The sequence below is a fragment of the Paenibacillus agricola genome, assembly GCF_011440305.1.
GTDB classification, from domain to species: domain Bacteria; phylum Bacillota; class Bacilli; order Paenibacillales; family NBRC-103111; genus Paenibacillus_S; species Paenibacillus_S agricola.
Map to the genome: position 1 here is coordinate 206,498 of NZ_JAAOIW010000003.1, position 22,898 is coordinate 229,395.

Annotated in this window: 20 protein-coding genes and 4 pseudogenes; 3 read left to right on the forward strand and 21 right to left on the reverse strand. The window is 44.1% G+C overall.

Annotation, left to right across the window (positions count from 1 at the left end; genetic code table 11):
• Positions 1–14 precede the first annotated feature (14 nt).
• The 6 genes from G9U52_RS08930 to G9U52_RS08955 form a co-directional block, all read right to left on the reverse strand.
• Positions 15–893 (reverse strand): carbohydrate ABC transporter permease, encoded by an 879-nt coding sequence (locus G9U52_RS08930; protein WP_166148553.1) that lies wholly within the window; start codon positions 891–893, stop codon positions 15–17.
• Between the two features lie 4 nt (positions 894–897).
• On the reverse strand, positions 898–1,941 hold the full coding sequence (locus tag G9U52_RS08935; protein ID WP_166148555.1) for an ABC transporter ATP-binding protein: 1,044 nt from the start codon (positions 1,939–1,941) through the stop codon (positions 898–900).
• A gap of 28 nt (positions 1,942–1,969) precedes the next feature.
• Complete coding sequence (locus G9U52_RS08940) at positions 1,970–3,049, reverse strand: NAD(P)-dependent alcohol dehydrogenase (protein WP_166148557.1); 1,080 nt, start codon at positions 3,047–3,049, stop codon at positions 1,970–1,972.
• A 16-nt stretch (positions 3,050–3,065) separates the two neighbouring features.
• Positions 3,066–4,007 (reverse strand): ribokinase, encoded by a 942-nt coding sequence (gene rbsK, locus G9U52_RS08945; protein ID WP_166148559.1) that lies wholly within the window; start codon positions 4,005–4,007, stop codon positions 3,066–3,068.
• A 27-nt stretch (positions 4,008–4,034) separates the two neighbouring features.
• Entirely contained in the window at positions 4,035–4,697 is a 663-nt protein-coding gene (rpe, locus tag G9U52_RS08950; RefSeq protein WP_166148562.1) for a ribulose-phosphate 3-epimerase, read from the reverse strand.
• Between the two features lie 147 nt (positions 4,698–4,844).
• Entirely contained in the window at positions 4,845–5,639 is a 795-nt protein-coding gene (locus G9U52_RS08955; protein ID WP_166148564.1) for a DeoR/GlpR family DNA-binding transcription regulator, read from the reverse strand.
• Between the two features lie 285 nt (positions 5,640–5,924).
• On the opposite strand from G9U52_RS08955, the gene G9U52_RS08960 reads away from it, so the two are divergent.
• Positions 5,925–7,934 (forward strand): phage baseplate protein, encoded by a 2,010-nt coding sequence (locus G9U52_RS08960; RefSeq protein WP_166148566.1) that lies wholly within the window; start codon positions 5,925–5,927, stop codon positions 7,932–7,934.
• 93 nt (positions 7,935–8,027) lie between these two features.
• Positions 8,028–9,113 carry a phage baseplate protein gene (locus tag G9U52_RS08965; RefSeq protein ID WP_166148568.1) on the forward strand — a complete coding sequence of 362 codons (1,086 nt, stop codon included), beginning with the start codon at positions 8,028–8,030 and terminating at the stop codon, positions 9,111–9,113.
• 166 nt (positions 9,114–9,279) lie between these two features.
• Here G9U52_RS08965 and G9U52_RS08970 read toward each other — a convergent pair whose 3' ends face one another.
• The 3 genes and pseudogenes from G9U52_RS08970 to G9U52_RS39845 all read right to left on the reverse strand — a co-directional run bounded on the left by G9U52_RS08970 (position 9,280) and on the right by G9U52_RS39845 (position 11,115).
• Positions 9,280–10,008 (reverse strand): glycerophosphodiester phosphodiesterase, encoded by a 729-nt coding sequence (locus G9U52_RS08970; RefSeq protein ID WP_311764831.1) that lies wholly within the window; start codon positions 10,006–10,008, stop codon positions 9,280–9,282.
• A 497-nt stretch (positions 10,009–10,505) separates the two neighbouring features.
• Positions 10,506–10,958 (reverse strand): annotated as a pseudogene (locus tag G9U52_RS08975) (sugar phosphate isomerase family).
• Between the two features lie 31 nt (positions 10,959–10,989).
• Positions 10,990–11,115: a DeoR family transcriptional regulator gene (locus tag G9U52_RS39845; protein WP_243767235.1), complete on the reverse strand. Its 126-nt coding sequence runs from the start codon at positions 11,113–11,115 to the stop codon at positions 10,990–10,992.
• A gap of 37 nt (positions 11,116–11,152) precedes the next feature.
• Between G9U52_RS39845 and G9U52_RS08980 the strand changes: the two are divergent.
• Positions 11,153–11,470 (forward strand): annotated as a pseudogene (locus G9U52_RS08980) (transposase); the annotation flags it as partial.
• Positions 11,471–11,736: 266 nt separating this feature from the next.
• On the opposite strand, the gene sigK reads toward G9U52_RS08980, so the two are convergent.
• The 12 genes and pseudogenes from sigK to G9U52_RS09040 all read right to left on the reverse strand — a co-directional run bounded on the left by sigK (position 11,737) and on the right by G9U52_RS09040 (position 22,605).
• Positions 11,737–12,438, reverse strand: a complete 702-nt coding sequence (gene sigK, locus G9U52_RS08985; protein WP_166148571.1) for an RNA polymerase sporulation sigma factor SigK — start codon at positions 12,436–12,438, stop codon at positions 11,737–11,739.
• Between the two features lie 441 nt (positions 12,439–12,879).
• Positions 12,880–13,035: pseudogene (locus tag G9U52_RS39185) on the reverse strand (thiamine pyrophosphate-dependent enzyme); the annotation flags it as partial.
• Between the two features lie 265 nt (positions 13,036–13,300).
• Positions 13,301–14,086, reverse strand: coding sequence for a DeoR/GlpR family DNA-binding transcription regulator (locus tag G9U52_RS08995; RefSeq protein WP_166148573.1), 786 nt, complete (start codon positions 14,084–14,086; stop codon positions 13,301–13,303).
• 131 nt (positions 14,087–14,217) lie between these two features.
• Positions 14,218–15,272: pseudogene (locus G9U52_RS09000) on the reverse strand (galactitol-1-phosphate 5-dehydrogenase).
• Positions 15,266–15,652, reverse strand: coding sequence for an FGGY-family carbohydrate kinase (locus G9U52_RS09005; RefSeq protein ID WP_166149450.1), 387 nt, complete (start codon positions 15,650–15,652; stop codon positions 15,266–15,268). The pseudogene G9U52_RS09000 and the gene G9U52_RS09005 overlap by 7 nt, the downstream one beginning before the upstream one ends.
• Before the next feature lie 115 nt (positions 15,653–15,767).
• Positions 15,768–16,493, reverse strand: a complete 726-nt coding sequence (locus tag G9U52_RS09010; RefSeq protein WP_166148575.1) for a glycerophosphodiester phosphodiesterase — start codon at positions 16,491–16,493, stop codon at positions 15,768–15,770.
• Between the two features lie 89 nt (positions 16,494–16,582).
• Positions 16,583–17,926 (reverse strand): ABC transporter substrate-binding protein, encoded by a 1,344-nt coding sequence (locus G9U52_RS09015; RefSeq protein WP_166148577.1) that lies wholly within the window; start codon positions 17,924–17,926, stop codon positions 16,583–16,585.
• Between the two features lie 49 nt (positions 17,927–17,975).
• The gene (locus tag G9U52_RS09020) at positions 17,976–18,716 is read right to left on the reverse strand and encodes a carbohydrate ABC transporter permease (RefSeq protein ID WP_166149452.1); all 741 of its coding nucleotides are present in this window, start codon (positions 18,714–18,716) and stop codon (positions 17,976–17,978) included.
• Positions 18,717–18,847: 131 nt separating this feature from the next.
• On the reverse strand, positions 18,848–19,726 hold the full coding sequence (locus tag G9U52_RS09025; RefSeq protein WP_166148579.1) for a carbohydrate ABC transporter permease: 879 nt from the start codon (positions 19,724–19,726) through the stop codon (positions 18,848–18,850).
• Positions 19,719–20,771: an ABC transporter ATP-binding protein gene (locus G9U52_RS09030; protein ID WP_166148581.1), complete on the reverse strand. Its 1,053-nt coding sequence runs from the start codon at positions 20,769–20,771 to the stop codon at positions 19,719–19,721. The genes G9U52_RS09025 and G9U52_RS09030 overlap by 8 nt, the downstream gene beginning before the upstream one ends.
• 23 nt (positions 20,772–20,794) lie before the next feature.
• Positions 20,795–21,463, reverse strand: coding sequence for an HAD family hydrolase (locus G9U52_RS09035; RefSeq protein ID WP_166148583.1), 669 nt, complete (start codon positions 21,461–21,463; stop codon positions 20,795–20,797).
• Between the two features lie 194 nt (positions 21,464–21,657).
• The gene (locus G9U52_RS09040; protein ID WP_166148586.1) at positions 21,658–22,605 is read right to left on the reverse strand and encodes a 1-phosphofructokinase family hexose kinase; all 948 of its coding nucleotides are present in this window, start codon (positions 22,603–22,605) and stop codon (positions 21,658–21,660) included.
• Positions 22,606–22,898: the final 293 nt, after the last annotated feature.

The following is a 22,898-nucleotide window of genomic DNA, read 5'->3' on the forward strand; positions in this document are numbered from 1 at the left end:
GGTAAACCAGGTATTTATTGATAATGAACCTTTTTTGAAAGCAAACGGAAGTAGATAAATGTAAGAACTCCAATAATAGCCATCAATACAACTCCCGATGCAGAAGCGAAACCAATATTATTGGTTCTAAAGCTATAAATATAATAAACCAATGTACTGGTTGCATTATTGGGCCCCCCACCTGTCATGATTCTGACAGTATCAAAAACCTTAAAGGAACCAATCGTCATAATGATTAGGATGAAAAACAGCTGCGGTGAAATTAAGGGCAACGTTATTTTGAAAAACACCTTGAACTTCTTGGCATTATCCAGTGCAGCCGCTTCATAGATGCTTGGTGGTATGCTTTGGAGAGCAGCCACTATGATCAAAGTATAATAACCTACACTGTGCCATGCAGAGACAATAATGATGGATATCATAGCCGTCTTAGAGCTCTGCAGCCATTGGGATGTCGGTAGACCGAGAGCCTTTAAAACAAAGTTGAGAAGACCCAGGTTGGGCTCCATCAGCCAGAGCCATACAAGAGCAATAGACACAATGGAGATGATATGTGGCGTGAATAAGCCAGCTTGCACAATGCTGTTAAACTTGCTCTGTTTGCTAAGCCATATAGCAAACAGCAGAGAGATAACCATCGTCAATATAACAACACCAATGGTGTAAACAAACGTATTGCCCAGTGCTTTGTAAAAGTCTTCTCGCATGAAGACCTCTTTGTAATTGTCTAAACCAATGAATGTGCTTTTAGCCTTATTCATTAGGTTATATTTAAAAAGGCTTAAGTAAATCAAATACATCATCGGGTAAATGACAAATGTAAAAATACCTATCATGGCGGGTAACACCATGAGATAAGGACGGAGCCGAATTAACATCGGTTTTTTATCCATACGCTCAACCTCTTCTCAAAGCTTCTAGGTAGTTATTGAAGCGTGCATCTTCCTCACCAATACGGTTTCCATCTGACTCAAAGAAAAACATTTTATTGGCTGCGACTTCTAAATATACATCTTGGTCCACGGTGAAATTATCTTGGATACATTTAATCATATAAGAACTGTTTTTGTATTTCACTTGATAGACCGTCTCTGACCCGAGCATTTCCCTGGTGGCAATAACTCCGCGGATGGAAAAGTGCTGCCCGCTAGGTTCATTGGATAAAACTGCGCTTTCCGGGCGAAATCCGAACTTGATTCCTGCTACACCCAAGTCATCAATATTCATCGGTGGAACTCCGATGAACTCAGCAGCAAACATGTTGCTCGGCTTCCGATACATGATCTCCGGTGGTGCTTCCTGTTGAATAAGCCCTTTATTCATCAGGACGATCGTATCAGCCATAGACATGGCTTCTACTTGGTCATGCGTTACATAAACAAAAGTGGTACCCAGTTTTTTATGCAGTTCGATGAGCTCAATGCGCATCTGTACCCTGAGTTTGGCATCCAAATTGGACAACGGCTCATCCATCAGAAACACCGATGGCTGTTTAACCATAGCGCGGGCCAGTGCGACACGCTGTCTTTGGCCGCCGGATAATGTCGATGGTTTGCGGTCCAGGTATTCGGACAGCCCCACCGTAGCGCTGATGGATTCCACCAAGCCGGTTCTTTCTGCTTTGGGAACCTTATTATTTTTCAAGCCGAATTCAATGTTCTCTCTAACCGACATCGTAGGGTAGATCGCATAGTTCTGGAACACCATGGCAACCCCTCTTTGACCCGGTGGAATCTTTGTTACATCCTTGCCATTGATAAGCACTGAACCGGATGTCTGAGGATCGATTCCAGCAATCATGCGAAGAAGTGTCGTTTTCCCGCAACCTGATGGACCTACCAAAACGGTAAACTTACCGTCTTCAATCTTTAAATCCAAGTCTTTAATAACATCATGTTTATCAAATGACTTCGTAACCTTCACAAACTCTATAGATGCCAACTTGACTCCTCCTCAGTGTAGTAAAACTTCAGTTGTTATTGCTTCTCTCTACGTCTTCTCTGTTAGGATAAACCATCACCTTGATACTTTTATCCTTTTGTTGTATTGCTACATCTATTGCCTTCTGAATATCGTCAAGAGCAAACTTATGGGTGATGGTATCGCGCAAATCGATATCACTATTTTTCAGAGCTTGAATGGCGGCGGGATACGTGTTTGCATACCGGAACACACCGTAAACATCCAATTCCGAATCGATTAAGAGATTCATGTCCATTGGAATTTGCTCAACCGTTGGCAAGCCTATATATACAATACGTCCACCGCGGTTGACTAAGCGAATCGTATCGGAGATGGCTTGACTATTTCCTGACGATTCGATGATGACATCGATGCCATCGCCTCCTGTGAGAAGTGAGAGCCGCTCGGACATATTGCCTTCCAAAGGATTAATAACAGCTGTTGCACCAAGCTTAAGCGCCATTTCCCTCCGAAACGGCACAATGTCGGAAGCAATGATCTCTGTAACGCCAAACAGTTTCGCCGCTTGAATGCCCAATAAACCAATTGGACCTAACCCAAGTATCAAAACACGGTCGGATGGCGCCACCCTGCCTCTTTTCATCGCATGGAAACCGACTGATAGCGGTTCCAAAAGTGCTCCTTCCTCATAACTCATTCCTTCCGAAAGTTTGAACAAAAAATCGCTGCGGATGGCAACATATTCAGCCCAAGCCCCGTCAACGGGAGGCGTAGCCATGAATATAACCTCCGGACATAGGTTATAGCGCCCAGACTTGCAGAAATTGCAGCGACCACATGTCACCCCCGGCTCAACAGCCACTCTGTCACCAATAGTGACATTCGTTACCTGATCACCAATCTGGATAACTTCTCCTGCAAGCTCATGACCTAAAATAATAGGTCGGTCCACCACATACCTGCCGATCTTCCCATGCTCATAATAATGGATATCCGAACCACAAACACCGATACAATAAACCTTTATCAAAGCTTCGTACGGACCTGGGACCGGTCTTTTCACTTCTTTAATAGTTATGTTTAACGGCTTTTCCAAAACTGCGGCATTCATCATGGATTCACTCATATTCATACTCCTTTTACTAATGACTCAGGTAATGTTTTAAATTTCTTGAAGCACAAAATATATTGACTTCTTCCAATGTAGGAATACCGTCTTGAGCATCTAATTTGGTAACCTTTAAAGCGCTTACAATTGTCGCGAATTTTGCGGCGCTTACCAGGCTTTCACCATCAGCCATCGCGCAAGCCAACGCCCCCGCAAATGAATCTCCCGCAGCTACCGTATCAACTGCCTTAACCTGGATTGCCTCAATGTACTCCCAAGCTCCATCCCAGTATACGAGCGATCCCATCTCAGCCATTTTGATAATTGATCTTGCCACACCCACTCTTTTGTCCAAAAACCTTGCGGCATCAAGAGCCGATTGAATGTCGATAACATCAATCCCTGTTATACATTTGGCTTCCTGACGATTTGGAATGATGATATCCGCATATTTCAATACATTCAAATTAATACCTTCAGCTGGTGCGGGATCCAATATAACAGTCACCCCATACTCTCGGGCTTTAACCATTGCATGAGTAGCAGTCACCTCAGGAACTTCCAATTGTACAAGAAGCACCTTGCTATTCTTAATCCATTCACTGCAGCCATCAACATCCATAGCATTTAACTCTTCATTAGCACCCTTTACAACAAGCATTGTATTCTGAGCGGACTCATCAATGGTTACGAGCACAGCCCCAGTTTTCTTGGACACAGACCTTTTAATAAAGCTGATATTCACAAGGTTACCGTCCAACTTTTCGATCAAACGGTCACCGAACTCATCTTTCCCAACACACCCTACGAGGATAGCTTCCTTTCCCAATTTGGCACATGCCGTTGCTTGATTAGCTCCTTTTCCGCCAGGTGAAAACCGAATTTCGTTGCCAAATATCGTATCGCCGCGACAAGGATAATGGTCTGTTAGAATCACAATATCCATATTGATGCTGCCGACTACAGTAATAGTCACATCATACATCCTCCCTCAGTAGATCTGCTATTGATGGCAATACTCCCTCAAATCCGCGACTGCCTGCTCCAATTTCACATCCGGAAGGAATAAACTTGAAGTTCCACATACCAACATGTCAGCCCCATTCTCAATAACCAGAGGAATGTTAGCTAAGCTGATATTTCCATCCACCTGAATGGATATATCCAAATTATTCGCATTAATTTTATGTCTCAAATCGGCTATTTTCCCCAATGTGCTTGGAATAAATTTCTGGCCTGCAAATCCCGGATTAACGGTCATTAAGCATACATAATCTACAGAATCCCAAACGTAGTCTAACATACAGAGAGGCGTTGATGGGTTTAGAGCAACGCCCGCCTTCAGGTTTCGATCCCGTATAGATTGAAGCACTCTCTGCAAATGTAATTTAGATTCTGCATGAACCGAGATCATATCGGCTCCAGCATCTGCAAACATGTCTATAAATCTTTCTGGTTCTTCAACCATTAGATGTACATCGAAAGGTATGCTTGTTTGAGGACGTAACCTCTTCAGCATATCGGGTCCCATACTAAAGTTAGGAACAAAACTTCCATCCATAATATCAAAATGAAAAAAGTCAACATTGCCCCGATTCAAAATTTGAACGGATTCTACCAAGTGCCCTAAATCAGCACACATTAAAGAAGGTCCTATCTTCGCCATTCCACGCACTCCTTCTGTCTGTTTCAAAAGAATGAACTGTCCAATTCAATAAATATATCTTTGAACTAAACCGGATATCAGGATTATACATCATTAATTATCCGATATCAACATTTATATTTTTGAAACGAAGAATAAATTGTGGAATCAGTTGACTACTACGACATTAATATCACTTGACTCCATGTCTTGTAATGCTTCTGTCGGCACATTACTATCTGTTACAAGTGTATCTATTTCTTCCAATCCTATTAATCGGACCAAAGACTTTCTTTGGAATTTGCTGCTGTCGGCTAATAAAATTAGATGATCCGATATGGAAACTATACTTTTTTTTAATTGAACATGCGCTTCGTACGGCTCGCTGATCCCTCTCTGCAAATCAAAACCTTGGCAGGAGAAAAAAAACTTATCCACATGGTATCCCTCCACCATTTTCTCAGATGGCGCACCCGTATTGCTTAATGAATGTCTATCTACGTAACCACCGATCAGAAATATTTGAACATTCGGTTTTTTGACCAATTCGTAGGCGATGGCGATGGAATAAGTTATGACTGTAACCTCCAGGTTTGGGAGGTGTTTAGCCAACTGAAGGCAGGTTGTGCTGGCGTCAAGCGCGATAACATCCCCATCCTTAACCAGGGTTGCCGCGTACTCGCCAATTGACCTTTTTTCGTCAGCTTGGACTAATTCCCTTTGGAGTACAGGCAGTTCAGGGCCTTCTTTACGGTTTAGCACGGCTCCTCCATGCGTTCGAAGAAGCGACCCTTCACTCTCCAGCCGTTCCAAATCACGTCGAATCGTTTCCTCGGTTACTCCGAATTTTTTGCTCAAATCAGATACACGAACTGCCCCTGAATCCTCCAACAGATTTAATATTTCCTTTTTTCGGTCATTTCCTGCTAATGACTCTGTTTTTTTGTTTGTATTGTTTTCCACATTTATCACCTATCCTCTATGTTCAGTAGGGTTATTAACCTTCATAATCTTCTTTTCACATCGTTTTAGGACCGATTGCAAAGATTACTATTCAACTATTTTACTTCATCTTTGAATGAACAGCAATCATATGACTAATAAGCAAATATAAAACCACATATTTTGGACATATGTCCGAAAACAAACAATTGATTGGACAATTCCAATGCTCTGAAGTAATATGAAAATGCTTACATTTGTTGATATTGTGAAGGAAGAAGAAGCTCAATTATTAGGAGGATGGGAATGGGAAATTCAAACAATCAAACAAAGAAATCTGTGGAAAACCCAAGTCTGTGGAAGAAGCTCTATTTTATTCGAAGAAAGTTAACACAGGCAATGATGATTTCCCTTGCATTCATCTTGCTAACCATCGGAGAAGGCACTGCACAAGCTTCAATTCCTGAGGAGTTCGATTTATCCGATCCGGCGGTGTCCCTATTCACAAACAAAACACTAACGGACAACACTGTACAGCAATCTTTTGCGATAGATAATACGAATAATCATATTTATACGGTACAGGTTACAGCTTCTGGGCAACAATTAGGGACGGAGACCCGTACCTACACCAGTGCGGAGAGAACTCTCAAAGGTGATCTAACGGTCACGAAACTCAGCTCAACCGGCACCATATTAGGTAAAATGTATTTGATCGGCTTCGGACACGGGATGTCCATCGGTGTGGAGCCTGATGGGACTACAGCCTATTTGTGGACGGAAGTGGATGCCGCCAACGATACAACTGAATCAGATGGAGGGTTGACCGGTTATGGCAATCAATTAGCAAGATTCCCATTTGTGAATAACCAGGTATTGGTCAACACCAATACCTCAATTACTAAATACTCGCCGGTATTAGATGCAGATCGGACAACCGTTAATATCGATATGGCTAATGGCTTGTTAACGATACGTTACAGAACAGGTGTGGTTGGGAACCGTATCTTTCATTATAGTGTTTATGATCTGGCCAAGTTTAAGACTGGCACGTTTACCCCTCTTGCTACTATAGATCAACCGTCATCTTTGGACTCTTTTAAAGGATTTGTTTCTTATGGAAGTTATCTTTATTTACTGGACGGAAATGCATACAATTCCAGCACAAACCCTTCTGGCAACACCTATATTACGACAGTGAATTTTAATTCTGGTGTTCAAGTAGATCGGGAATTGACGAATGCAGGAAGCTCCCTGCTATTCAGAGAGCCGCATGGCATGTCAATTCAGGCTGCAGGTACAGATATCCGATTGTCCTTAGGTTTTGCATCCTACAAATCGTCTACGGATACAGGCAAGAACGCCAATATATTTTACAAAGATGCTTTCATATCAAAAATGTTCGATCTATCGGATCCGGCTGAAACTCTTTATACAGGCAAGGCGTTGACCGATTCCACGTTGCAGCAGTCTTTTGCGATAGATAATACAAACAATCATACTTACATGGTACAGGTCACAGCTGCAGGGCAACAGTTAGGGACGGAAACTCGAACCTACACCAGTGCAGAGAGAGCCCTGAAAGGTGATCTAACGGTGACGAAGCTCAGCTCAACCGGTACGATATTGGGAAAAATGTATTTGATAGGTTTTGGGCACGGGGTTTCCATCGGGGTGGAGCCTGTCGGTACAACTGCCTATTTGTGGACGGAAGTGGATGCTGTTTCTGATGTGTACGATGTGTATAATGGTTACGGCACTCAATTAGCACGGTTTCCGTTTGTGAATAATCAGGTATTGGTCAGCACAAGCTCGTCACTAACTAAATATGCGCCAGTGGCAGGTGCCGACCGGACAACTGTCAATATCGATATGGCCAACGGCTTGTTGACGATGCGTTACAGATTAGATGAAACATTCTTCCATTATAGTGTATTTAACCTTGCTCAATTGAAGATGGGCACCTTTAAACCGCTTGCTACGGCAGATCAGCCGACAGGCTTGGGTACCTTTCAAGGATTTGTATCTTATGGAAGTTATCTTTATTTACTGGACGGGAATGCATACAATGCAACCACAAACCCTACTGGGAATACGTATATTACTACTGTAAATTTAAATTCTGGGCTTCAAGTGGATCGAGAATTGACGAATGCAGGAAACTCCTTGCTATTCAGAGAACCGGAAGGCATGTCAATCCAAGTCGTCGGCACCACCGTTCGTTTATGTTTCGGTTTTGGATCGTACAAATCATCTACGAATACGGATAAAAACGCCAATATATTTTACAAAGATGCTCTTATTACAGGTACCTGACTTGCAAATTCCTTCTTCTAGTTTTGCAATAAATAAAAGTGTTTACAATCAGAAGTCATGTAAAAGAAATTTAGAATGGTTAGGTGGCATAAAATGAAACACACACAATTAGAGCATCCCCAAGACAAAGTAATGTTTAAGAAGAACCCTTTTCCACAAAAAAGGCTGTTTCTGTCCATTGCGATTTGCCTAGCACTCATCATGTTAGCAATCGCTCTATTAACATTTGGAAAAGCCAATACGAAAATTCCAGTTTCAAAGAAATTTGATTTATCAGACACTGATAAAACTGTAATCACAGGTAAAGTGCTGGCAGATCCTACACTGCAGCAAGGATTTGCGTTTGATAATACGAATAATCATATTTATATGGTACAAATTACAAATGCAGGGCAAAAATTAGGGACTGAGACCCGAACCTATGGAAGTGCAGAGAGATCTATCAAAGGCGATTTAACAGTCACGAAGCTCAGCGCAGACGGTACCATATTGGGAAAAATGTATTTGATAGGTTTTGGACATGGGGTTTCCATTGGTGTTGAACCTGTTGATACGACAGCCTATTTGTGGACGGAAGTAGATGCTGTTGCAGATAAGTCCGAACCGAATAATGGTTTCGGTACAAAGATTGCAAGATTTCCGTTTGTGGATAATCAGGTATTGGTCAACACAGACCCGTCAATCACCAAATATGCTCCAGTGGCAGGTGCCGACCGGACAACCCTCAATATCGATATGGCCAACGGCTTGATGATCATGCGTTACCGATTAAATGAAACGTTATTTCACTATAGTCTATTTAACCTTGCTGAAGTGAAATCGGGCATCTACAAGCCTCTTACTACGGTAGATCAACCAACGGGTTTGGGTGTTTTTCAAGGATTTGCATCTTACGGAAGTTATCTTTATTTACTGGACGGGACTGCATACAATATAAACACGAATCCAACTGGTAACACCTATATTACGACAGTGAACTTAAATACAGGTTTACAAGTGGATCGAACAATGATGAATACAGAGAAATCAATGCTATTCAGAGAACCGGAAGGGATGGCCATCCAGATTGTCGGTACAACCGCTCGATTATGCTTCGGTTTTGGTTCGATTAGATCGTCTATAGATACAAGAAAGAACGCCAATATATTTTATAAAGATGCTCTTATAAAAGGAATCTGACCTGCATGATACATTCGTGTCTTAGCTACAGCTTTACTTGAAATGTTAGAATTGTTTAGCTTTGCTGAAAACTTATATATTCTATCATGAAAAAAACGAAACAATAAGCAACGATTGGTTGCTTGCTGTTCCGTTTTTTTATATGATACGAAATCAAAAATAAGAGCTATACGCCGACATGCAGTTCGGTATGGTTTCGATAAAATTCAGCCCAACGTTCAAGCTCATTCGTCGTTATCAAATCAGTTGGATACTTTGCAGCAATAAGCTCCATATCAGCTAAGGTATCCACAGGCCACGGGCCGGATATGATACCCCTCTCTTGCATCATTACAGCGTATTGCGGTGTCATGAAGCGAAGCTGCACTCCCAAAAAGTCACAGTTGATTTCTTCCATAAAAGGAAACACATAAGGCATACTTCCACTGCAACACAGACCCAGTTTAATATCTTTGTTGAGATGTCTTGTCTTGGCAATTGAAAAATGGTCGAAACCAATGATTCTTGACTGATCCAAAGTATCCGTTTTATGTATAATCTCCAGTACCTTTTCTTCCAGTCCTGGATAAAGATCACCACATTGCTTCAGTTCAACCAAAATCGATATTTTACCCTTAAGCAGAATCAACGCTTCTTCTAAGGTAGGAATCGTTTCAATTCCTTTAATGCTGAATCGCTTGAGTTCATCTAACGTGTAATCACGGATATTGCCTTTACCGTCCGACATCCGCTCGATCGCATAATCATGCATAAGAACAGGAATACCGTCTTTACTCAAATGGACGTCAAGCTCCAAATGAGTAAAAGACAAGTCAACAGCAGCCTGAAAAGATGATAGTGTATTTTCCGGATACTTTACCGGATAACCCCTGTGAGCAATACCTCTAATTTTCACAATGATTTCTCCTCAAATTAGTTATTTTATTGACCTTCACTTGATTTGAAGCACCTGCAATCGCCGTTTCTTATAATAAGCACGTTTGGTCGTTTATCTATCCAACCATCCTTATCAAAGTCAATTTGAGCATATGCTCATATAATAACATTTGCTCAAATTTAGTATAATTTTATCATGCCAACACTGAAATTACAACTGATGACTACGCTTTCAAATATAAGTGAATAATATTTAAATCACGGCCTCCCATGGATGAGTGATCGCGATTCAAATGTTAACAACAGATCAGGATTGTTTTTTTCCAGTCTCTGTGAGCCATGGCAGATTCCATTGCGCCAGCTAGGTCATCTGCCGTGCTCACCATCGTATACTTTTCCGGAAGCAATTTTCTTAATGTTTCCTGACAATCCAGATTCTCCATCACCCTGTCATTACGTTGACACCGGAATCCCGAAATTGTTTAATGTCGTATTCCGGTACTTCTTCTCCAGTAATTAATATGTGGATAGCGCTGATTTAGGAGCTACCGTATGCAAAGAAAGCTTACCAATCTTGGAGTCATCCGCTACAACGATCACTTCCTGCGCGGCGTTAATCATTCCCTGTTTAGCGAGAACCAGTTGAGCCTCCGGATGCATTAAACCATACTTGGGATGAATAGCCGGGGTACCGAGAAAAGCTTTGGAGACATGGAGCGAACGCAGTACATGATCGGCGAACATCCCATTAAGCATATAGCTGGACGGGTAAAGATCTCCTCCGGTTACGAACCTTGACGCCTGGTGCATCACGCAGCTCTGCTGCTATATTGATATCATTCGTAACAACGGTAATATTCGAGAGCGATGTACCAAATTCTTCGCTATATGCAATCTAGTTGTACCGGAATCGATAATAATATGATCTCCATCTTCCACCAGACTTGCGGCCAGCTTTCCGATACGCATCTTTTGTTCGAGTTGGACGTTAGTCCTTTCATTAAAAGGGCTCGTTATGGGTTAGCTGCTCTACAATGACCCCGCCGTGAGTCCTCTTCAGCAGGCCTTCTTGTTCGGCTTCAGCCAGATCCCTACGGATGGTTGCTTCATGAACGTTGGATTCCAATGCGAGTGCTGTTATCGATGACCACCACTATGCTTCTTCAGAAGCGGAGGTTTGCAAAAGCTGCCCGATGCTCGCGCAATGTGCCCGTTCCAAAAACCACCGCAAAGTGATTACACGACATGTGTGGGAAGAAAGCCAGGAATTGGTACGCGAAAACCGATTAACCACTTCAGGTAAGAAGCTGTACAAGAAAAGCAAAGAAACCATTGAGCGAAGTTTCGCGGATGCCAAAGAGCTCCACGGGCTTCGCTATTGCCGGCTACGGGGAATTAAAAATGTGACTGAACAAGCGCTAATGACAGCGGCTGTTCAAAACATGAAGAAGATCGCAATGCACCTCAGTAAAAGGGGGTAAAGTAAATCCAAACCCACATATTACATATATTGGTTTGTGAAACGCGGCTCAATTACAAAAAAAAAGAAAACCCAAAAAACAAGGCTTTCTCGACAAGCTGAGCACAACTATTAATTTAGGAAAGTTTCCCCAATTGTCCGGTCGGTTTTGTAATAAAATGAGATTGTAATAGTGAGCACAATTAGCTCGTCCATATAAAAGTATCCTTTTCATATTAAATAGAGCCTGCCTTCAAGACAGGCCACCCAAACCTTATATACCTGACTTTACCGTTTTACTTTATAAAACTCATGGTACAGCTTCATCAACGCCCGCTTCTCGATCCGCGACACATACGAACGCGAAATGCCCAGCGACTTGGCAATCTCCCGCTGCGTCCGCTCCTCACCGCCGGCCTCTAGCCCAAAACGCCCGACAACGACCTCCCGTTCCCGCTCCTCCAAAATATCTAGATTTCGATAGATCTTCGACTTTTCAATCTTCAGCTGCACGAGATCGGCAACGTCGTCAGCTTCGGAACCAAGTATATCGATCAATGTAATCTCGTTACCTTCCTTATCCGTCCCTATCGGGTCATGAAGGGATACATCCTTGCGGGTTTTCTTCAGCGATCTTAAGTGCATAAGTATTTCATTCTCGATGCAGCGGGCAGCAAATGTAGCCAGTTTGGTTCCTTTGTCCGGAGAAAAAGATTCGATTGCTTTGATAAGCCCAATCGTTCCGATGGAGATGAGATCCTCCAAATCTTCTCCGGTGTTGTCGAATTTTTTGACGATATGAGCCACAAGTCTCAGGTTATGCTCAATTAACAGATTGCGCGAATGCTGGTCTCCTTGTGCCATCAAACGCAAATGCTTTTCTTCTTCAGCTTCAGGTAGCGGTTGGGGAAAAGCATTGTTTTTCACGTACGAAACCAGCAGAACGATCTCTTTTATAAATAGAGCTATTGCTGAAAACAATCCAGGCACACTTAGTCACCCCCATGTTGCGATTGGTATTATTTTATGTGGGTTATAGCCTATAAGTGCCTGTACCTTTAAAATTAGAAAAAGGACGATTTGGCAATACCTAATTTAAACTATGAGCATTAGAGAATCTTCCGAATCCACATTTCTATAAGCCTACGCTTATGGGAGCATCTATTATTCCAATGTCACATGAGCAGTTGCACATTGACCTTAGAGATTCGACCAAGTCAATAAATGATCAAAAAAACAAGGCCATCCATGCCGATTCAGCCATGGATAGCCTTGTTTAGATTAGTACAGGTACTACTGTCGGACAACCAAAATGTCGCGAGGAGGCGTTCCGTACTGCGAATTTGATTGATCTCGGAATCCGTCAAATTGCGGCCAACCACGATGAATGAAGATGTCACATTGTTATAACCATTCTGCGCTAAGTTAAGCCAGTGTGGGCTCCTGGCCATTCCGTGCACGTTCAACGGCTTCCATAGCGGCTTCGTATACGGCGAATACATCATTCCCATCTACCGTCACGCCCGGAATGGCGTAAGATGCTGCACGTATAGAAATATCAGTGACAGCCGTGACATCTTCCAACGGCAACCTTGCATTAAAGCCGCTGACTGTTGTGACTGGCCATGGGAGGCCTATGTCTGGAAAAGAGCTGGAACGCGGATTGCAACACTGGCCGAGGAATTCGACGATCTGGCTATCCCGGCTGAAGAACGTTATGTTCATTAAGGAATGCTGGAGAGCTGCTCCTCCGTCCACACCACAGCCATCGCAAAAAATGTTTTGCTGGGAATTCCCAACTCAAGCATTGTGTGTTCCTATACTTCCTCCGGGTAACATCAAGCACGTAACATCAAGCAATAATAACTTTAATGCCCTTCTCACGAAGCTTCTCAACTTCATCGGAGGGAGCTTTACTATCTGTAATGACTGTATGGACTTGGTCCACATGCTCAATCCGATAGAAGGCTACCTTATCAAACTTGCTATGGTCTACGAGTAATACCACATGCTTCGCATTTTCTATAAGCTTACGGACGACTCTCGCTTCCTCCATACTTGGAGTTGTTAATCCCTGGTCAATGCTAAAGCCATTCGTTCCGATGAAAGCATATTCGCAATATACACCGTCCAAAGCCTTCTCAGCGGTTTCCCCGATAAGGGCGAATGTGTTAGGGCGAATATTCCCACCTGTTAGAAAAATATGGTTGTCATTCGATCCCATGAAGGTTGTAGCTACATTAACGGCATTAGTAACAATGGTTAGTCCTGTACGGTCTTTAATTATTCTCGTCAAATGGCTGACGGTCGTTCCAGTAGACAACGCGATCGTCATCCCGTTTTTGATTAACTTCGCAGCTTCGGAGGCGATAGCCGATTTTTCCTCCGTAAATTTATCCTCTTTTTCAATAAAAGATGGCTCGTTAAATAAATAATCGTTTAATACGGCCCCGCCGTGGCTGCGCAACAATAATTTATCGCGTTCCAGCTTCTCTAAATCTTTACGCACGGTGACTTCAGATACATTCAATTCAGAGCTGAGAAATGACACATCAACGCTCTTATGAATTTTCAAATAATCGATAATAAATTGATGCCTTTCCAGGCTCAGCATTTTTCGGTTGTTATCTGCTTCCATGTACATATCCTCTCAGCATAATCCAATTTCGTTAGGTTCTGGATTGTTTCGTTTATATGACTAAGTATAGATAAGTTTTCGAGAAATGGCAATTCAGAATTCGGCTGAGAAGGATGCGAGCTCATTGAATGTTACAGATTTTGGAGCAATATTTTACCTTTGACGCCACCAGGTTGCCGATACAATTCTAAAGCGTCATTAATATCATTCAAACAAAAGTTTTTGTAAATAATTTCTTTAAAGTTTAATCGTTTCTGTTTGAGAAAATGCAGCGTTAGTCCCCATTCATCTCCCGGAAACGGCGAACCGTAAGACATCCATGAGCCCGTCAGCGTAAACTCTTTGCGATTCATCAATTCAAACAGTTTATGGTTAAAAGTCAAATCACGTACAGGTGTCCCGATAAAACAAACTTTCGCTTTGTTGGCTGCGAGTTCAAAGCTCTGTCTCATGGTTACATCGGAGCCTGCCGTTTCCATGACAACCCCAAATCCTCTGCCTTTTGTGATTTGCTTCCACTCATCTTCAAACCCGGCCTGGTTGAATTTATCGTATAATCGGCACCCAGCCTTTTGGCGGTCTCCAGTCTCTCTTCATCAATATCGAATACGGTCACATCTCTTGCTCCCAATATTTTCGCCCATTGGAGTGTGAGCAAGCCAATATTACCGCCGCCAAGAATAGCAACATGCTCCCCGCCTTGAAATTGGATTAATCTTAATCCATGCAAGGCAACGCAAGAGGGTTCCACCAGCGCTGCTTCCTCGAAGCTTATGCTCTCATCGAACGGAATCACGTTAACTTCCGGAATCGCTACATATTCCGCCCAGCTCCCGTTTACTCTGGATCCAATAAAAGAATAATATTTACATTGTGCGAAATTTCCGTTTAAGCAATCATCACATGTATGGCATGGTTTAAGCGGAGCACCCACAACACGGTCGCCCACCTTCACCTTAGTCACATCGCTTCCAATCTTTTCTACAACGCCGGAAAACTCATGCCCGAGTACGATCGGATAATGATGTGTGGCGTCCCCCATGACTCTCGGTAAATCGGACCCGCATATTCCCGTTACCTTCACCTTCACCAAAATCTCATGTGATTCTAATAAGGGGATCTCGATTTCCTCAACCCGTATATCGTTTTTCGCATAAAGCACCGCAGCTTTCATGTTATTCACCATCCCATCTTTGGAAATACATCTTTAAGCTTGTCATAGGTTTCTAAATATACGTCGTATACTTGCTTATACACCTGCTGATGCTCCAAGTTCGGGATTTGTTCGCGATGGATCCGAACAGTCCTTTGAACCGTATCTTCACAGTTACGGTAAACTCCTGTTCCAACGCCTGCCAAGATCGCCGCGCCCAGCGTGGTGGCTGCATCAGAAGAGGGGATTTTGAATACTTTTCCTGTAATGTCCGCCTTAATTTGGGTCCATAGGACACTGTTGGCGGCCCCGCCGACACTATGCAAGGTATGGATCGGCACACCGTTTTCTCCCGCTGTTTTTAAATTATGCTGTAGAGCCAGGGCACAGCCTGCAGGCCGTTGCCTTGTGATACAGCGGTTTTATTCTTTTAACATTTTTTCCTGCATCAAAAAGCAAAACACGAGGCTCCATTCACCCCTTGTTCTGCTTTTGAAATGCTGTAATGATTCTTAATGCCGATTAAGCTTAACCCAAATGCAACTCGGGATGACTTCTGTAGAAATCAGCCCATCTTTCCAACTCATTGGTCGTAATCAAAGCGGTCGGATACTTGGCAGCGATCCATTCCATATCGGTAATGGTATCTACCGGCCACGGTCCGACTATTATACCCCGCTCCATAATCATTTCCGTATACTCGGCAGTCATCATTCGGATCGGAACACCCAGTAATTCACAACGATACTCTTCCATAAACGGGAATACATAAGGCATACTGCAGCTGCTGGTCAATCCCAGTCTAATATCTTGACTCAGCTGCCTAGTTCGGACAATGGAGAAGTGGTCAAAACTAATGATGATGCACTGCTCGAATGTATCCGTCCGGCGAATAACCTCCAGCACCTTTTCCTCCAGCCCTGGGTATAAGTCGCCAGCCTGCTTCAATTCGACCATAATGTTGATATGGCCTTTGAGTAAACGTAACGTTTCTTCTAACGTTGGGATCGTCTCGATCTCCTTAATGCGGAGACGCTTAAGCTCGTCTAGCGTGTAGTCACGAACCATCCCTTTGTTGTCCGACATCCTGTCAACCGTATAATCATGAATAACGACCGGGATGCCGTCTTTGCTCAATTGGACATCCAGCTCTACGTACGTGTAGGACAGATCTAGAGCCGCCTGAAAGGACGACAACGTATTTTCCGGATATTTGACCGGATAACCCCTGTGGGCAATCCCTTTGATCTTCATAGCTCATTCTCCCCGCTTCATATTTTCTGTAATTCCTTACGCCATTGCCATTTGGTTCCTATTTCGAAGAATGGGCATGGCAGCCGCAGCTAGTTCTTCATAATTCTTTCTGCTTCTTTCTTAAAGCCTTCTAATTGGGTCTCTATATTAGCATTGTCATACATAATGGCTTCCATCACCTTAAAGAAGGCTTGGTCTACCGACGCGAATTGAGTATGGTTATTGGTGTCGATCGCATGCTGGAGCTGGTCATAAGCTACCTTGCGCTGCGGCTGTTTCTCCCATAGTGCTTTCATCTCTGGGGATTCCACCATTTTCTTGGTGAACGGAAGATAACCAGAAGACATAATGAATTGTTGGGCACCCTTCGGGTCAGTTACCGCCCAGCGAATAAACTCCCATGCCGCCTCTTTGTTCTTCGATCCCGAGAACATGGCGATGTTCGCTCCTCCGGTCGGTGCCCCGTAGTTATCATTTGCCGGCAGGAAGGCAGTCTCATAATTAAACTTGACCCCGTCGATGAATTTACCGATAGTGCCTGTGGACTCCATCAGCATACCGATCTGGCCACTGATAAACATCTGGCCAACGATGTTACCGGAATCTTTAGCCGCTGGATAGTACAAGCCACCAGTACCTTGCATTTCCTTGAGGAATTTAAAGGCTTTAACACCTTCGCCATTATTGAATCCGATGGAAGTACCTTGATCGTTAAAGAACTTGCCTTTAGATTGAACAATCATAGCAATTGGATACCAACTCGCAAAAGGCATCGAATAACCGTAACGCTTAGTTGCCCCGTTTTCTTTAATGACTAACGCATTCGCAACTTTTCTCAGTTCTTCCCAGTTTTTCGGTACCGCGAGCCCCATTTCATCCAGCATCGTCTTGTTGACATGCAGAAGTGGAGTGGAACGGTTAAACGGCAGTGCTATCAATTTGTTCTTAAATGTGATGTTGCCCATGAGGCCTGGAGTAAAGTCATCGGTGCTCATCCCGGATTTTTTTAGATATGGATTCAGGTCTTCCAGCACCTCAGCATCTGCGAGCAACGGAATGAAGCCGCGTTCAACCATCGAGATGTCTGGCGCGGTTTTGGCTGCAACACCTTGCTGCAGCTTGGTTAACGTCTCCTCATAACCGCCCTGGAAGGTTCCTACAACCTCAATTTTATCTTGGGATGCATTGAAATTTTTGATCAATGTATCTGTGTACTCTCCGTTCTTACCGCCCATGGAATGCCAGAACTGCACGGTGATTTTCCCGCCGCTTGTAGCAGGTGCCGCTGCGGGCTGGGTTGCCGCTTTAGGCTCATCTGCCTTTGGCTGTGTGCCGGTATTCTGCTGGGGCTGTGAAGCACCACCGGAGCAAGCAGCGAGCAAACCTGACAACATCGTTGTTGCTAATACCATTCCTGTTACCCTTTTTTTCATAGAAAAACCTCCATTTTCAATCATATAGTTTGTTTAAGAGATCAGGTTGCTATTTGATCCCTGAATACACGAATGCTTTGACAATCTGCTTGGAGCAAAAGAAGTATACAATCAGAATCGGCAGAACCAATACAACGTTTCCTGCCATGATAATGTGCCAGCTGCTGATGCCTTCGGTATCCCGCAGCATGGAGATCCCTATCGTAAGTGGGCGCACGTCGGACGAATCCGTCATGACCAGCGGCCAGAAATAATCGTTCCAGTGGCTCACGAAGCTGAACAACCCAATCGTAGCTAGCGCTGGCAGCGACATGGGAATCATAATTTTACGGATAATCGTGAACTCGCTAGCGTTATCCAGCCGTGCCGATTCGATAATCTCCTCAGGAATCTGCATGAAATATTGCCGCAGCAGGAAGATACCAAAGGCATTGGTCATAAACGGAACGATTTGAGGCAGAAGCGTATGTATCCAGCCCCAATCGGCCAGCATCAGGTAGACGGGGATAAAAGTAACCTGACCAGGAATCATAAACGCTAGCAGCACAAAGGAAAAATAGATTTCTTTCCCTTTAAACTTGTATTTGGCAAAGGCATATGCGGCCGGAACCAACACAACCAATTGCAACAAAATGACACTTACCGTAACGATGATCGAATTCTTGGCGTAGGTCAGAAAAGGCCCGGCCTGCATCGCCTCAACGAAATTGCCCCATTGCGGCATGGCTGGAAGCAACGTCGGCGGGAATGTCATGGTCTCATCCATGGTCTGCAGGGACGTAGAAATCATCCACAGAAATGGGATAATAAAAATCGCTAGGACTGCTAATTTGAGCAAAAGGCCGATAGCCGTCTTTATATAATTGTGACCAGATGTCACCGATTGCGCCCTCCTCTTATTTCCCCGTTTTTATCGGTCGTTTATTGGTAATGTACTTTCTTGGCCAGCATTCGGAAGTAGACGAAGGTCAGCACCCCAATAATCGCCATTAGAACTACCCCGGTAGCTGAAGCATAACCGATATTGTTTGACCTAAATTCATAGATATAATAAACGATCGTCAAGGTCGAATCATTGGGACCGCCTCCGGTCATGATCCTTATGGTGTCAAACACCTTGAAGGAACCGATCGTCATAATGATCAGTATGAAAAACAGTTGTGGTGAAATCATCGGCAACGTAATCTTGTAGAACACCTTGAACTTACTTGCGTTATCCAGTGCGGCTGCCTCATAGATGCTAGGTGATATACCTTGCAGCGCCGCCACAATAATTAAGGTGTAGTAACCGACATTATGCCATACGGAAACGATAATTACCGACATCATGGAGCTACTGGAGCTTTGCAGCCACCTGGACGGCGGCAAACCAAACGCCTTGAGCAAGAAGTTCAGCATGCCGTGGTTCGGTTCCATTAACAGCATCCACACCAGCGCAATCGACACGATGGAAATGATATGCGGTGTGAAAAGCCCAGCTTGCACAATCGCATTGAAACGTGTTTTTTTGCTAAGCCATATCGCTATTAGCATCGATAGAAGTACCGTAAGCACGACTGTTGATATGGTGTAAATCGCCGTGTTGGTAAGTGCCAGATAGAAATCATCGCGCGTGAAAAGCTCTGTGTAGTTGTCCGTCCCAATGAATTTGCTTTTGTCTTTATTCAACAAGTTGTACTTGTAGAAGCTTAACTTAATTAAATAGAAGACCGGGTAGATGACAAACAGGATGATACCGGCCATAGCGGGCATGATCATGGCATGCGGACGGATCGATTCCCAGATCCTTCTTTTATCCATGATTCTGCCCTCTCAACACCTTCAAGTAGTCGACAAATCGGGGATCGTTCCTGTCTATGCGATTTTCATCGGCCCCGAAGAAGTAGATTTTAGCATCGTCAACCCCAAGATATACGTACTGGTCTACGGAAAACAGATCATCCGTACATTTAACCATGAACGTGTGGTGGTCGCTTTTCACTTGATAGATCGTTTCGGAGCCAAGCATTTCCCTTGTGGCAATCGTCCCACGAACGGTAAAATGTGCCCCCTGCGGCTCGACCGACAGGATGGCGCTCTCCGGGCGGAAACCGAATTTCACCCCATCTGCACCAAGGTCGCTCACATTCATAGGTGGGCCACCAACAAACTGTGCGGTAAACAGGTTGTTGGGCTGGCGGTAAATGACATCAGGGGGAGCCTCTTGCTGGATCTTCCCTTTATTCATCAGCACGATCGTGTCGGCCATGGACATCGCCTCCACTTGGTCGTGGGTGACGTAGACAAAAGTCGCACCTAGTTTTTTGTGCATTTCAATCAATTCAATGCGCATCTGCACCCGGAGCTTGGCGTCCAAATTGGACAATGGCTCATCCATCAAGAAAACGGATGGTTTCTTCACCATGGCCCGCGCCAAAGCAACACGCTGGCGTTGCCCACCCGACAAGGTGGATGGCTTACGGTCCAGATAGTCACGCAATCCGACCGTATCGCTGATGGTCTCCACCAGATGGGTCCTTTCCTCTTTGCCAACCTTATTGTTCTTCAAACCGAATTCGATGTTCTCCCGTACGGACATCGTGGGGTAAATGGCATAGTTTTGGAACACCATGGCCACGCCCCTTTGGCCGGGAGCGATGCGAGTTACGTCTTTGCCATCAATAAGCACCGACCCCGACGTTTGGGGATCAAGCCCAGCGATCATCCGCAACAGCGTCGTTTTCCCGCAGCCTGAGGGACCTACCAATACGGTAAATTTGCCGTGTTCGATTTTTAAATTGAGATCTTTAATGACAATACTTTCGCCAAACGACTTCGTCACTTTCACAAATTCTATGGATGCCAAGGGCAATCCCCCCTCACACTTGTCTATTGATGAGCCAGTAAAGCTGATACCACTTCAGTCAGTTCCATATCAGCCATCGAGTTCATCCTCATATGATAACCGTCAAATGAAAATGTTGCTGTAATGGAATTAGGGACGATTACACAGTATAAGCCAGCTGCCATGGCCGCCCTCGCACCATTAGGCGAATCCTCAAAGGCAACCGCTTTGGAAGGGGATACTCCCAATCCGGCTACCGCCTGGAGATACAGCTCCGGATCCGGCTTTACCTTAGCGACATCGTCCGCCGTGCGGATGCAGGAGAAATAATGCAGCAGCCCGAACCGCTGCAAGTATCCTTCCACCCAGCTTCTGGTCGAGCTGGAAGCTAGACCGATCTTCAAGCCTTGCTCCATTGCCGATTGCAAATAAGCTTCCACACCTGGACGGACCGTTCGTTCTTGCATAATCAATGAATGCTTGGATTCCGTAAGCGCTTTAATGGCAACTAAATCTATTGGTTTTTGTAAGACTTGCTCCAAATAATCATATGGATTAAAAACATCATGACTGGCCCCCACACAGCGCGACCACATCTCTAGGGGCAGCACAGCCCCGTGCTCTTGAAAAATTTCAGCTAAAGCTTCGTACCACGCACTCTCTGTATCTACAATTAGTCCGTCAAAATCAAACACAACTGCCTCGATAGTCATGACTTTTCTCCCCATATACGTTATTAAGCTGCATTCTGGCTCATCCGGCAGAGACTGAAGATCTACAGGTACAACCGGCGCACAAACAGCGTCCATCCCAATCAACCGTAGCCACGAACCAATTGGCCTTGCTAGCCATACCTACGGCGTACATCCTATCACCCCCTCAAAAGAATAATCAAGCTATTTAGTGTCTAAAGATGTTTAATTGTAACTTGTTTAAACATCTCTTTCACTCCGACAACACTCAAATGACCCGCTATCGGATATAGAGCGTTGGAAGCTGCGGCCGCTGTCCCCCATGCAACCGCTTCGATCAGCTTGCATGATGACGGCTTTTCCCCAAGAAGATCGAGGTAGTTAGCCATACCGCCCACAAGAGCGTCACCACAACCTACCGTATTCACTACTTCGATCTTCGGTGGAAGAACCTGGCATACCCAGTTCTCGGATACAACAAGCGAGCCATCTTTGTCCAAAGAAACGACAACCAATTCCACACCCTTGTTAATAACACTCCGAGCCGCAATGATAGCGCTTTCAATCGAACTGGACTGCTTACCGGTTAATAAAGCCAGCTCATCCCTATTGGGCTTGCATATAAAGGGAGCGCTCTCAATCCCGTAGAATAAACTGTCACCGCTCGAATCCAAAATGGTAAGGGCGCCCGCGGCCTTTGCGGTTTGAATAAGTTTTGCATAAGCATTAGTGGAAAGTCCTCTCGGCAAGCTGCCCGAGAAACATACCACGCTGCTCTTATCAGCCAACGTCTTTGCTCTAGCCTGTAGCTCTTCCCAATCAGCCAGATTAACCTCTGGTCCTGGCTCCAGAATCTCCGTCTGCGTTCCCTTGCTTCGGTCAATGATATTAAATGCCTCCCGCGTTTGGCCGGTTATCCACACCGGATCGCTTGTGATCCCCCTTTTCAGCAGTTGCTTGTGGACAAATTGCCCCGTATCCCCTCCAAGAAAACCGGAAGCAATAACATCAGAACCTAATAAATGCGCTACTTTGGCAACATTATTTCCTTTGCCCCCAGGTTCAGTTATAACCTCTCCGACCCTGTTTACCTTATCAACTTGAAAATTATCAACATAATGAACTTTATCTACAGCAGCATTTAACGTAAATGTTGAAATCATAAATTACGACCTCCAAATGTCTAGAAATAGCCAGTTTTGCGAGCGGAAGAGGCATGCCACGATGATCTGTTTCAGAGAAATGGCCTACGGTTTTGATATGCCCAATATGCTCTCGACCCATTCTTATGAATCCAAGACTCGTAAACTTTATACTTGTTATAGATTTTTATAAACCTTTCATTTAGAATGCTTTCGAATTTCCCTAACTTACGTATACAACGATTTTATATTCACTAAACTTACGTTTACAACTATTTTATATTTATTTAACTTACGTATATAATCGTTTTATT